Source organism: Kitasatospora sp. NPDC008050, from assembly GCF_042957465.1.
Taxonomy (GTDB): Bacteria; Actinomycetota; Actinomycetes; order Streptomycetales; family Streptomycetaceae; genus Kitasatospora.
On the sequence record NZ_JBIBIJ010000025.1, the window covers coordinates 18,291 to 30,979 of the forward strand.

General features: G+C 70.7%; 10 protein-coding genes. 8 read left to right on the forward strand and 2 right to left on the reverse strand.

Going from position 1 to position 12,689, the window contains the following annotated elements; genetic code table 11:
- Window positions 1-129 precede the first annotated feature (129 nt).
- Window positions 130-2,181, forward strand: coding sequence for a BTAD domain-containing putative transcriptional regulator (locus ACFZB9_RS33210; protein WP_391453437.1), 2,052 nt, complete (start codon window positions 130-132; stop codon window positions 2,179-2,181).
- 104 nt (window positions 2,182-2,285) lie between these two features.
- Here ACFZB9_RS33210 and ACFZB9_RS33215 read toward each other — a convergent pair whose 3' ends face one another.
- Window positions 2,286-2,888, reverse strand: coding sequence for a hypothetical protein (locus ACFZB9_RS33215; protein ID WP_391453439.1), 603 nt, complete (start codon window positions 2,886-2,888; stop codon window positions 2,286-2,288).
- 278 nt (window positions 2,889-3,166) lie between these two features.
- Here ACFZB9_RS33215 and ACFZB9_RS33220 point away from each other — a divergent pair, with 278 nt between their 5' ends.
- The 4 genes from ACFZB9_RS33220 (at window position 3,167) to ACFZB9_RS33235 (ending at window position 7,711) form a co-directional block, all read left to right on the forward strand.
- Complete coding sequence (locus ACFZB9_RS33220; protein ID WP_391453440.1) at window positions 3,167-4,513, forward strand: hypothetical protein; 1,347 nt, start codon at window positions 3,167-3,169, stop codon at window positions 4,511-4,513.
- A gap of 333 nt (window positions 4,514-4,846) precedes the next feature.
- A complete protein-coding gene (locus ACFZB9_RS33225) occupies window positions 4,847-5,596 on the forward strand; it encodes a MerR family transcriptional regulator (RefSeq protein ID WP_391453441.1) in 750 nt (249 codons plus the stop codon).
- A gap of 247 nt (window positions 5,597-5,843) precedes the next feature.
- Window positions 5,844-7,286, forward strand: coding sequence for a SagB family peptide dehydrogenase (locus ACFZB9_RS33230; protein ID WP_391453442.1), 1,443 nt, complete (start codon window positions 5,844-5,846; stop codon window positions 7,284-7,286).
- Between the two features lie 71 nt (window positions 7,287-7,357).
- A complete protein-coding gene (locus ACFZB9_RS33235) occupies window positions 7,358-7,711 on the forward strand; it encodes a hypothetical protein (RefSeq protein WP_391453443.1) in 354 nt (117 codons plus the stop codon).
- Window positions 7,712-7,775: 64 nt separating this feature from the next.
- Here ACFZB9_RS33235 and ACFZB9_RS33240 read toward each other — a convergent pair whose 3' ends face one another.
- Complete coding sequence (locus ACFZB9_RS33240) at window positions 7,776-8,696, reverse strand: JmjC domain-containing protein (protein ID WP_391453445.1); 921 nt, start codon at window positions 8,694-8,696, stop codon at window positions 7,776-7,778.
- 562 nt (window positions 8,697-9,258) lie between these two features.
- On the opposite strand from ACFZB9_RS33240, the gene ACFZB9_RS33245 reads away from it, so the two are divergent.
- The 3 genes from ACFZB9_RS33245 to ACFZB9_RS33255 all read left to right on the forward strand — a co-directional run bounded on the left by ACFZB9_RS33245 (window position 9,259) and on the right by ACFZB9_RS33255 (window position 12,671).
- Window positions 9,259-10,209 (forward strand): LLM class flavin-dependent oxidoreductase, encoded by a 951-nt coding sequence (locus tag ACFZB9_RS33245; protein WP_391453446.1) that lies wholly within the window; start codon window positions 9,259-9,261, stop codon window positions 10,207-10,209.
- Window positions 10,206-11,558 (forward strand): NtaA/DmoA family FMN-dependent monooxygenase, encoded by a 1,353-nt coding sequence (locus tag ACFZB9_RS33250; protein WP_391453447.1) that lies wholly within the window; start codon window positions 10,206-10,208, stop codon window positions 11,556-11,558. The genes ACFZB9_RS33245 and ACFZB9_RS33250 overlap by 4 nt, the downstream gene beginning before the upstream one ends.
- Before the next feature lie 72 nt (window positions 11,559-11,630).
- A complete protein-coding gene (locus tag ACFZB9_RS33255) occupies window positions 11,631-12,671 on the forward strand; it encodes an LLM class flavin-dependent oxidoreductase (protein WP_391453448.1) in 1,041 nt (346 codons plus the stop codon).
- The last annotated feature ends 18 nt before the right edge of the window (window positions 12,672-12,689 follow it).

The following is a 12,689-nucleotide window of genomic DNA, read 5'->3' on the forward strand; positions in this document are numbered from 1 at the left end:
GTGCCTGCGTGCGGGTTTCCCGTTCCGTCAATGGTCTGTCGATCGGGTCCTGACAGCATCCGTCCGGACCAAGGACCGGCCGGTGCGATGCGTATCGGGCGGTCGAGCGGAGAGGGAAGGTGGGGCGGGATGTCGCCGGCGACGAGCACGGGATTTGCCTGGCGGGCGGGGGAGGTCAGCGCGTTTCCCCGGGAGGGGGAGCGGCCGAGCGCGTCGGCCCGGGGCTCGGCCGTGGCCGGGCTCCGGTGGTGCTTCGCGCTGCTCGGTGTGCCGGAGGTGATGACGGATCAGGAGCGCCTGCCGGCGATGTCGCCGACCCAGACCGCGCTGCTCGCCGCGCTGGCGTTGCAGGCGGGGCGGTCGGTCGGGGTGGACGAGCTCATCGACGGCCTGTACGGGGACAGCCCGACGCGCAGCGCGGGATCCATGATCACCACCTATGTGCTGCGGCTGCGGAAGGTCCTCGGTCCGGAGCTGATCGTGCGGGTCGGCGGGGGGTACGCCCTGAATGTGCCCCGGACTGCCGTGGATGCGCTGGAGTTCGAGCGGCTCGCCGGTGCGCCGCTGCTCGGCGACGCCTCGGTTGACGCGGCGCGTCTGCAGGCGGCGCTGGGCCTGTGGCACGGCGCCACCGCGCTGGTCGGCGCGATCGGCCCGCTCTGCGAGCGCCAGCGCGAGGTGCTGGCGCAGCGCCGTGAGCGGGCGCGGCTCCAGTGGTTCGAGTGCCAACTGGTGCTCGGTCGCCACGCGGAGATCCTGGCGGATCTGGCGGCGGCCTGTGAGCTCACCCCGTTCGCCGAGCGCCTCCAGGCGCTGCGGATGATGGCGCTGTTCCGGTGTGGCCGGCAGGCCGAGGCGCTGGAGGTGTTCCATCGGGTGCGCGGGCTTCTGGCGACGGAGCTGGGGATCGATCCCAGTGCCGACCTCGCCGCGGTCCAGCAGGCCATTCTGCGCGGGTGCGATCCGCAACCGCGCAGCGCACCGGTCGGCATCGAGGTGTTCGGCGGGGCTGAGGCCTCCGTGCCTCCACCACGCCAACTTCCCTCCCTGTCAGGCGAACGGTCCTGCCCGCCACGCCAACTGCCCTCCCACTCAGGCCAACTGCCCTGCCCGTCACACCAACTGCCCTCCCTGCCGGACCAACTGCCCTCGCCCCGCCAACTGCCCTCGCCACCGGCGGACCTGGTCGGGCGGGAGGAGGAGATCGCGCGGCTGACCTCCGCGGTGCGGGCCGGCGGCCATGCCGTGGGGCTGGTCACGGGGATGGGCGGGGTCGGCAAGAGCACCGTGCTCGTCTCGGTCGCGCACGCGATCGCCGCCGACTTCCCCGACGGGCAGTTGTGGGCCTGCCTGCGCGGCTCCACCGAGGCGCCGGTGGGTGCGGGTGAGGTTCTGGCGGGGTTCCTGACGGCGCTCGGGGTGCCCGCGGACCGGGTCCCCGGGGGTGTCGCCGAGCGCGCGGCCCTGTACCGGTCCGCCCTGGCCGGCCGGTCCGTCCTGGTGGTGCTGGACGATGTGGGCGATGCTACGGACTTCAGCCGGCTGCTGCCGGGTACGGCGGGCTGTGCGGTGCTGATCAGTGCGCGCTCGCGTCCGGCGATCGGAGTGAGCGCGGCCGTTCGGCTGGAGGGCCTTGCGCCGGCCGAGTCCGCCCGGCTGGTCTGCGCGATCCTCGGCGCCGAGCGGGCGGGCGCGGAGCCGGCGGCCGTCGCCGCGCTCACCGCCGCGTGTGGCGAACTGCCGCTCGCCGTGCGGGCTCTGGCCACCCGGCTGGCGAGACGGCCCGCCTGGACGGTGGCCTCGCTTGCGGCCCGGTTGTCGGACGAAGCGTTCCTGCTGGGTGAGTTGGAGGCGGGCGGCGCGGGGTTGGTGGAGGCGTTCGACCGGCTTTTCGGTCGGCTCACCGGTTCGCAGGCCCGGGCGCTGCACGCGCTGGCGATGACGGCGTCGCGGGACTGGAGCCTCTCGGCTGCCGCGGCGGTGCTGGGTCTGCCCGAGGCGCAGGCCGAGCGGATCCTGGAGGCGCTGGTCGATGCCGCATTGCTGACCTCGCCTGGACCCTGCCACTACTCCTGCCACCACCTGGTGATCGCCTACGCGCGCGCCTGGGCCCGCAGAGAGCGGCGGACCGGATGGGAGCCCGCCCGCGCCGCCTCCGAGGGCACGCCGAGTGTCCGGTAGATGTCCACGGCCTCGTCCAGGCGACACCGCTTGGCGAAGATCGGAGCAGTTGACGGAAACGCAGGGCAGCGCATATGCGGGACTACAGGGACCCGGCACGGGTGCTACTGAAGAGCGATTCCGTCAGGCAGTTGGTGGCGCGGATCGGACTGGCCCCTGCCCAGCAGCTTCTGGAACAGAGTGCCGGGTCGGGCCCACAGGACGGCGGTGACGTGCGGGTTCACCATGAGCGTCGGGCATTCCACCCGCTGCCAGGTGTTTCCCTTCCTGACGGCGTCGCCGAAAATGATCCGCACCTCACCCTGCGCGGCTTCGGAAAATCCCAGCGAAGCGTTTCGCCAGAAGGCTGCGGCCTTTCCGGAGTAGTCCGAGTAGTACGGGGTGCACAGGTCGAGGTCTTCGATCAGCATCATCATCGTCCGCCCGCCGTACTTCTTGGCAGTGGCCTTCGCTGCCGCCTCGACCGACTTCCCCTGGTAGGTACCGCTGTAGTACCACACTGCGCTGGGATCGCCGCATCGCACGGCGCTCCGCATCTGCGCTCTCGTCACCCACTGGGAACTGTCGTTCGTCTGCCCGGGAAGAACAACGCCGCCGCCGTTGGTCGGCCCCTCGTTCGCGAAGGGAACCGAATCACCGATCAACTCGGCCCTGATGGCCGGAAGAGGACTCCACGGCAGAATCGGTGACGTCGGACGGATATGCATGGCAGCAGGTTCAGATCTCAACGATTCCCTCCTTGCGGGTGTCCGACGGGATCCCGGTCGGCGCACATGCAGCCGCGAACCACGCAAGGAGGCTACAGCCTCAGATCCTGTGACCGCTGTGGAATGACTGCGGCACGAATCAGTGAAAGGGTCCGGCCCCAGCCGTACACGCTCCCGAGCAAGCATCGGAAAATCCTTGTGGCTCTTCTGCCGGGAGCTCTAGGTTCGCATCGTCTCATCGGAATTCACCACCCGGAGACCGGACCGAGAAGGGCTGTGTGTTGAACCTGCCGAGCGATCTGGCACACGACTTCCGGCGGCTGCGCGAGCGGATCACGCGCAAGGCGTCGTCCGCATGGTTCCGGGAGAAGCGCCAGGAGATCGAGAGCCTGGCTCCCTACGATCCCGGCCGGGGGCGCGAGCGCCTCGACCGTCTGCTGGCCACCGCTTCGACACAGGTCCCGTACTACCGCGCCTTTCGCGACCGCGAGCACCTGAGCCTGGGTGACTTCCCCCTGACCCGTAAGAACGACCTGCGCGAGCACTTCGTCGACTTCATCAGCCGCGATGAGACCGGCCGGATGGCACCTGGCGCGTTCTTCCTCGCTCAGACCAGTGGCAGCACGGGAGAGCCTGTCACCCTGCTGTCCACCGCCGAGACCGGCGGACTGTCGAACAGTGTGCTCCGTGAGCGGTTGAGCACCTTCCTCGGCCTGCCGGACAGTGGCACTGTCCTCAACCTGGGACTGCTCTGCCCCGGCACTCCGCTTCTCCAGCCGGTGATGCTGCCCCATCCGTACGTCAAGTGCAACCTGCGTGGATACGACCCCCATGCACCCGACATCGTCGCGGATTACGAGGCCGTGGTCGGACGCTTCCCGGTCGACCAGATCGCCGGTTCCTCCAGCCGCGTCATCGCCTTGGCCCGGTACTGCCTGGACCGCGGCATCGTCCTGCGTCCGCACGGTGTCGTGGCCAGCCACGAGCACATGCCCGACAGTGGCCGCCGTCTGGTCGAGGAAGCGTTCGGTTGCCCGGTCACCATGGTGTACGCGACGTCGGAGACCGGCTATGCGGCCTTCGAGTGCGACCGGCAGCGGATGCACTTCCAGGACGACTTCGTGCTGCCCGAGATCGGTCCGGCCGGTGTCGACGGGGCCGGCCCCATCGTCCTGACCGCTCTGCTGTCCACCCCCATGCCGGTCATCCGCTATGTGACGGGCGACCTCGCGCCCCAGCCGATCGACTGCGGGTGCGGCCTGCCCGGCACCGTGACGGACGGTCTGCTGGGCCGGGCCCGCACCAGCCTGGTCGGTCTCGACGGATCGGCCTACTCACCCTACGCGCTGCTGGCTGCGCTGGCGTCGGCCGGCCTGCCGGACTTCCAGGTCGTCCAGTACGAACCAGGCACGCTCGACCTGGTGACCGCCGGCCCGGCGGAAGCCGCAGCAGCCCGCGTACGGGACATCAACACCAGCCTCGACGCGCACTTCGGTGCCCAGCAGGGCTTTCGCCTGCGCCACCGCCCGCACCACGACTTCCAGTTCACCGCGAGCGGCAAGCGCAACCCCGTGGTTCAGCACCTGGAGCTGCCGGACACCACCCAACGCTCGGCCTACCTGTAGTGGCGTATGACAACGACCGTGCGGCTGCGCGTGGTCGGGGACGCGGCGGTGCTCGGGTGGGGGCTGGGCAGGGGCACGGCCGGCAGCGGCGTTCTTCGACCTGACCGGACCCGCGGCGAGCGTGGTCCGGATGCGGGCGCAGGTCAGCGGGTGCAGGAAGCGGTCCGGGGCTGGTGAACCCGGGGGCGTTCCGGTCCGTGAGACACATTACCGAGTGGTGTTCTTGGTGGTTTCCGGCACGGCGCGCAGTCGGACATCGTGCGCCTCCAGTGCCGACGTCACGCCACAGCACGCTCGCCCCACTGCACCCATCGCACTACCGAGGAGCGACAGATGGAGTCAACTCCGCCGCAGGCCGTATCCCACTCCGATCGGCCGGATGCCTCCTACACGGTCGAGGAGGTCTCCAGACTGGTGGGGATGTCGCCCCGCAACATCCGTGCTCACCAGTCCCGCAAGCTGCTCCGTCCGCCCGCCCGCAGGGGGCGGATCGGCTACTACGACGAGACCCATGTCCGCCGCCTGCAGCACATCGTGTCCCTGCAGCGCCAAGGGTTCAACCTGGTGTCCATTGCGGCGTTCCTCGGCGCCGGGGACCGTGATGCCGAGGAAGCCCAGCTCGCCACCGCGGTCAACCGCGCGGTGCGTGACCAACCCTCGGTGTTCTACTCCCTGAACCGGCACGGCATGCTCGGCTGGGAGGCCGACGGCTCGATGACTGTCGCGCGGCCGGCGGTGCAGCGGGCGACGATGGAACTCGTCCGGACAGGAGTCGCGCCTGCGGCCGCGCTGCGGTGTCTGGCACGGTCGCTGGACCGGATCTCCAGCGCCGCCGAAGAGCTGGTCGCCTCGTCGAGTGCCGAACTCGTCGCCGCCGCACCGGTGTTCGCGCCGGGACCGGCCGCCCGTCCGGCCGGTGGACCCCGGACCGCACGGCTCACCGAGGCGTTGGTGGAGCTGCTGGTGAGCACGTTCCGCGCCGCTGCGGAGGACCGGGGTCGTGAGCTTGTCACTGAACTGCTCACGGAGAACGGCGGTTCCGACACCTGGGTCGAGGAGCACCTGGTGGTCGAGAACGGGTGAGCGCGGCCTCTCTGCCCGCGACAGCCTGTCGACAGCATGATTCCGTGCAACTGTGCGTTGCCGCAGGGCACGGTCTCGTTCCTTCCACGCATCGGCCGGATTGCCGGCACTACGGTCAAGGTGCGTCGGCATCAGCAGAGTTGCTGTGTGGCAGCCCGCGACTTCCCGATGTCCACTGTCCCTGCCGACGTGCCGCGTGGCCGTCCCAGTACCGGAAGCATGAAACCCAGTGAACCGCACCCATTCCGTGCCAGGCACAGTCACCGTCAAGGCCGAGAGCTACCGGCTGCGCGTCGACGCCCGGTTGACCGAGGAACCGGGCGGCTGCCTTGTCCTCGAGCAGTCCCGCTACCGGCTGCGCCTGTCCGGACTGGAGGCAGGACGCCGCGCCGTGCTGTTGCGGATGGTGGAGAACTGGCTGAGTGACCTGCAGATCGCCCAGCTCGTCACCGGATTGGAGGGCGACTCGCGGCTCCTGCCGGCCCAGTTACTGGTGCGTCGACTGCTGCTGCACTCCTGGCTGGAGCGCCGGGTCTCCATCGGAGGCCGTGCCGTGCTGGACGTCGTGCCGCGTCGTATCGGCGCCCAGAGCGTTCCGCCGCAGCGCCGGCACAGCCCCGGGGCGGTCTACCGGCTGTCCAGGTTCGCGGCGCTGCGTGCTGAGCAGGGCCGGATGGTGGCGTACTCGCCGCTCAGCACCGTCGGGATCAGTTGCCCGCAGTTCCGGCTGACCACCGTCCTGGCCCGCGCCTGCGCGGAGGACATCGGCCTCGGCGAAGTGGCCGAGGAACTGGGATCCGACGGGTCGGCAGCGGGACTGCTGCTGGACGAGTTACTCTCCGCCCGCCTCCTGCTGACCTCGGAGGAGGCCGAGGCCGAGACCCGTGCGGCACCGATGGCCCTCTGGTCGGCGGAGGAACTCTGGCTGCACGACCGCTCCCGCCCGGAGCGCCATGCGGCGCCGATCGGCGCAACCGACCGCTTCCGCGGTCTGCTGGAGACGGACCTCGTGCGCAGGACCGCCGTCGACGGCCGCCCCTCGGTCGCGCTGCCCACGCCCCCTTGCGTCGCCCAGGCGTCCGGCTCCCTGTCGTCGGTGATGTCGCGGCGGCGCAGTGTGCGACGGCACGACGACAGCCGGCCGGTGACCGTGGGCCAGCTCGGCGAGTTCCTCCATCGGGTGCAGCGCCTCGAACTGCGCGACTGCGAGGGCCGGCTGACCGATGTTCGGCCCTATCCGGGCGCGGGCGGTCTCGGCGAGCTGGAGATCTATCCCCTGGTCTCACGGTGCGCAGGCCTGCCGGGCGGCCTCTACCACTACGACTCCGTGCACCACCGTCTGGCGACGGTTGCCGCGCCCGGGCCCGAGACCGAACGGATGCTGTCGTTCGCCCGTGCGACGGCCACCATGCCGGGCCCGCCGCAGGTCCTGTTCGTGATCACCGCCCGGGTCGAACCGTTGATGCGCAAGTACGAGGGGATCCCGTACGCGCTGGCGCTCAAGGACGCCGGGATCCTGACCGCCTGGATGTATCTGGTCGCCACGGACATGGGCCTGGCTCCCTGCGCCCTTGGCGCGGGTGACGCCGCCTCCTTCTCCGCGCTGGCCGGTCTGGACACGCTGGCCGAGCCGGCCATCGCCGAGTTCGCCCTCGGCTCCTGCCCGCCCGACGCTCAGGAGCCGACATGAGATTGCGAAGAGTGGCCGCTCGGGGCCCGGAATCACCCGAGCAACTGGACCAGAGAGCAGAGGACCGAGCCATGCACTCCACCGAACGCACCGCTTTCGCCTCCGGCTACAGCGCGGTGCTGGCCGCCGTGTGGTCCGATCCGGGCCAGGAACGGCTTCTGACCCGGGACCCGCGTCTCCTGCTCGCCGAGCACGGCATTCACGTGCCGGCCGGAACGGCCGTGGTCGTCGTCCGTGACCGGCCCGCGGTGTCGGAGGTGATGGCTGCCCAGATCCGGTCGTGGGAGGAGGCAGCCGTCAGTGGCCGGCTCACGCTGTTCGTACCCCACCCCGATCGGCTCGAGGCGCGGGATCTCGCGGAGGAGGAACTGGATGCGCTGGTGGCCGGCGCAGGAATTCCGGAGATTCCGGGAATGTCCTCCTGATACGCCGCCGACCGGATATCCCGGACGGCCGGACGGTGGCACTCTTTGCTGCCACCGTCCGGTCTCAGTTCCCGAGGACGGCAGCCAGGCTCGTCAGTGTGCGGGCAGGGTCGGGTGATGCAGTACCGGTCCCCGGCCGCCGGGCGGTTTCCACGGCGGCGCACAGGTCTTCCGGGGTGAGTGCGGCCAGTTGCTCCCGGTAGTGGTCGAGCAGCTCGGCCGCGGTGCGGCGCAGCTCTGCCCGGTCCACCGGGAGGCGAGGCAGCTCGAGCCCGTCGTCGAGGCGGCGGGCGAGGGCGGTGCGCAGGTCGGCGGTGCCGGGCTGGCGGACGGTCAGCGACAGGTGGAAGGACAGGCCGGCGGTGTGGCCGACGGCCGAGTGCGGTGCACCGCGGGGGATGTAGAGCACCTCGCCGGCCTGCGCCGTGGTCTCCAGCCGCACGGGGCCCGGGTCCGGCTCCGGGGCGGCCTCCCAGTGCCCGTCCTCGGGCGCCGCGTGAACCTGCCACCGCTTGCTGCCGTGCAGTTGCAGCACGAAGACGTCCGCGTCGTCCCGGTGCGGGGCCAGCCCCTGCCGGCCGGGCGGGGTGACGAAGAGGAAGGCTTCGACGCGTCGGTCCAGTTCGGCGCCGAGGCGGTCGGTGAGTGCGGCCGCCCCGGGGTGCCAGTGCTCAATGTTGCGCATCAGCAAGGTGGCGCCGGCATCGAGCTGTCGCAGCACCTTGGCGGTGTCGGCGTAGCCGCCGAAGTCGTGGCCCATGACGCTGCGGGCGCTGGTGTAGTCGCCCTGGTCCAGCGGCTTTCCGCTGGAGACGAGTTCGAGGTAGGGGCGGCGCAGCAGGCCCGAGGCCAGGGCGGCGTCGACGTCTGCCAGGGTGACCGGTGGGGCGGGTGGTGTCGGCGGGCGCAGCAGACGGGCATGGCGACGCCACACCGTCTCCAGGAACGGCGCGGGGTCGCCCACCAGGGACCGGAGTGTTTCCATCGGGGAGTGGCCTTCTGTAGCGGGGCCGAGGCTGACGGGTGCCGGGAGGCGCTTTCCGCCACGGGTGCGGACGGACGAACGGTCGGATGCCTGCGACAAGGGCCGGCACCCGACCGGGGGAGCGGACGTCAGATGACGTACTCGCCACCCGAGATGGCCTCCAGGTCCTCGTCGCCGACCTCGGTGCTGAACTCGGTGCTGAACTCGTCCGACGCGTTCTCCGGGGTGATGTTCTGGATGTCGCTCATGACTACTCCCAAGGGTGCCAGGGTGTTCCGACGGAAAGGGCTCGGGGGAATTCCCGGCAGCCCCTCTCTCGGTGAGACGATGCGAACCTAGGACGCACAGAACAAGGGGCACAAGAAATCTCCGACACTTGCTCGGCTGTCTGCACAGCTGAAGCCGAACCGTTCCACCGATTTGTGCCGCAGTGGCCGGGAGCCGTGCCATTCGGCTGTGGGGGCGAACCACCGGTGGTCTCCCGGCCTAGGCTGCGGGCCTGAGGGCGACCCCGGCGCGGGGCCGCCCGGTCCCCTGTGCACAACGTTCGTAAGGAGCCCGGATGTTGCTCGGTGCGGCCATCGGCGGTGTCGGGTGGCGACACCTGCCCCAACGTGCCGTCGTGGCCGAGCGGGCAGGGCTGGACTTCGTCACGCTCGACGACTCACCGGCCCTGACCCCGGTGCCGGACGGCCGGCCGGACGCGGTCACCGCGCTGGCCGCCGTCGCACCGGCGACCCGCACGATCGGCTTGGTGGCGACCCTGACGACCACGTACGCCGAGCCCTTCCACGTGGCCCGGGCGCTGGCCACGCTCGATCACCTCAGCCACGGCCGGGCGGGATGGCGCCCGCGGGTGGCGGCCTCGGCAGCCGAAGCCGCGCACTTCGGCCCCGAGCCCCTGGCAGGGATCGGTCACCTGCTCTCGGAGGCCGACGAGTTCACGGAGGTGGTCACCGCACTGTGGGACAGCTGGCAGGCCGACGCGGTCATCCGCGACACCGCGAGCGGCCGCTTCCTGGACCGTGCCAGAATCCGTCATATCGACCACGTGGGGCAGCACTTCCGTATCAAGGGCCCGGCCGTCGTGCCGCGGCCACCGCAGGGCCATCCCGTGCTCGCGACCGGTTTCGACCCGCGCTCCTCGTCGGCTGCCGCCACCGGCGCCGACCTGGTGTTCACCGAGGTGCACCAGGCGCAGCAGGTACGAACACGCGTGGGAGCGGGTGTCCGGATCCTCGGTGAGGTCGAGATGCTCCTCGACGCGAGCGCCGCCGAACTCGCCGCTCGGCTCGATGCCGTGTACGCGTGCGGGGTCGTCGACGGATTCCACGTGCGAACCGCCGCGCTCCCGGGTGCCGTCGAGCGCTTCGTCGATGAGGTCGTCCCACTCCTGCGCCGGCGTCACCCCGCCCGGTCCGGCGCACCGGGCGGTTCGCTGCGCGAGCGGCTCGGCCTGCCCGCCCGGGCGCCCGGTGTGTTCCCGCTCCGAAAGGCATCCGTCTCACCATGAGCAGTACCGGCAAGGCGATGCACCTGGCGGCCCTGTTCCCCGCCAATCAGTCGGCCGGTTGGCGTGACCCGCGATCCGGTGACCACAGCGACTTCGCCACCTTCAGCGGCCTGGCTCACACGGCGGAGCGCGGTCTCTTCGACTTCTTCCTCCTCGCCGACTACCCCCGGCTGGCCGAACACCGCGGTGCCATCTCCGAAGTGGGCACCGCCGGAGAATTCGATCAGGTCACCGTACTGTCAGCCCTGAGCACCGTCACCGAGCGAATCGGGCTGGTCCCGACCGTCAACGCGACCTTCAACGAACCCTTCGACGTCGCCCGAAGACTGGCCTCGCTGGATCACTTCTCCGACGGCCGGTGCGGGTGGAACGTCGTCACCACGTCCAACGCCTGGACCGGCGAGAACTTCCGCCGTGGCGGCTACCTTCCGCATGCCGACCGCTACCAGCGGGCGGCCGAGTTCGTCCGCGCCGCCCGGACCATGTGGCGCAGCTGGGACGCGGACGGTCCCACCCGGTACCGGCACGACGGTCCCCAGTTCCGCATCGGCGGGCAGTTCACCGTCCCGGCCGGACCCCAGGGGTGCCCACCCACCATTCAGGCCGGCGACTCCGAGCAGGGCCGGGAGTTCGCCGCCGCGTACGCGGATGTGGTCTACAGCCGGCACCTCGGCACAGCAGGTCACGCCTTCGCCGCCGACATCCGCAGTCGTACGGCCCGGCAAGGTCGCGACCCCCGGCAGGTGAAGATCATGCCCGGGGTCACGTTCGCTCTCGGCGACACCGACGAGGAGGCTCGGGACAACGCACGCGCTGCTCAGGAGCTGGCCATCAGCCCGCAGTTGGCGATCTGCTACCTGGAGCGCACCTGGGGGCGTGCGCTGTCGTCCTACGATCCCGAGGGGCCGCTGCCCGAGACCGCCCCGGAGCGCGCACCGGACCCCTCCGAGTGGTCCGGTATCGCGGGGGCCGAGGTCAGGTCGACGCGGGCACGGAAATGGCGGGCCTACGCCGCCGCACACGGCCTCGGCATCCGGGAGCTGGTGATGAAACTGACCGGCGGAATGCCCTTCGTCGGCACCCCGTCCGGGGTGGCACAACAGATGACCGACTACGTCCGTTCGGGCGGCGCGGACGGATTCGTCCTGGTACCCGCGTACGCCCCCGGGGGCCTGGACGAATTCGTCGACCGAGTGGTCCCCGAGTTGCAGGAACGCGGCAGTTTCCGCACCGACTACACCGGCGAAACCCTGCGCGACCACCTCGAACTGCCGTCACCCCGGCATCAATCGGTGTCATCCTGCGGGGAGATGTCCATGAATCCGTGCCAGCGGCCTGATTCCTTGTGACCGTCGGACAGCCGCACTAGGGTTGCGCAAAAAGACGGACGGTCCGAAAACCTGTGAGTGTGGAGTTGCCCCGTGTTCCTGGGCGTGGAGATCGGCGAACCAGAATCCGCACGGCCCGCCTCCCGGCCGGTGCCCTCCGCGTCCGACTGCGCGCGGGCCGCGAAACTGGCCGAGCGGGGATCGCTGGTTTTCGTCACGCTGGGCGAAGCCCTCACCTCCCGGGCGGACTCCGCGCCGGACCGGCAGCGGGTCTGCCAGAGCAGGTTGAACCCGGTGGCCACGCTGGCCTACGTCGCGCCGCAGACCACCTCGATCGGGCTCGTCGCGACGGCGACCGTGACCTATGCCGAGCCCTTCCACGTGTCGAAGGCCCTGGCCACGCTGGACCACGTCAGCTCAGGACGTGCGGGATGGTGCGTGCAGGTGTCCGCGGGCGCCGAGGAAGCACAGCTCTTCGGGCACCGCTCTCCCCGCGACCGCTGCGGCTTGTACGAGGAGGCTGTCGAGTTCGTCGAGGTGGTCTCCCTGCTCTGGGACAGCTGGGAGGACGGTGCCGAAATCCGCGACGCCGCTACCGGACGCTTCCTGGACAGCGCCAAGATCCGCCCCGTGGACCATCAGGGCAGGTACTTCCGGGTGAAGGGCCCGGGGATCGTCCCGCGGCCGCCGCAGGGACATCCGGTGACGGCGGTGCGGATCGGCTCGGGCGACGACCTTCCGCTGGCCGCCCGCGCGGACATGGTCTTCGGCCGCCTGGAGCGGGTGGCGGGCGCCCGTCCGAGGCTCCGGGGCGGAACCAGGATCATCGCGGACCTGTTCGTGGACTGCCGCGGGCTGCCGGCCGGCCAGTGGGCGTGGGGGGCGAGCGGCGCCGCGGACATCGGGGGCGTCCGCGAGTTCGCCGATTTCCTCGAAGCGCGAGTGCGGACGGGCCTGGTGGACGGGTTCCGTCTGGTGTTCGCCGATGTGACCACGGAACTGACCCGCTTCGTCGACGAAGCCGTTCCCGAACTGCGCACGCGCCGCCTTGTCTCCCCCTGGGGCGAGGGCTGCCGCAGTTTCCGTGAGCGCCTGGGGCTGCCGCACAAGGCGCCCAACAGCATGGTTCCGTAGCCCCTCAGTAAAGGAAGC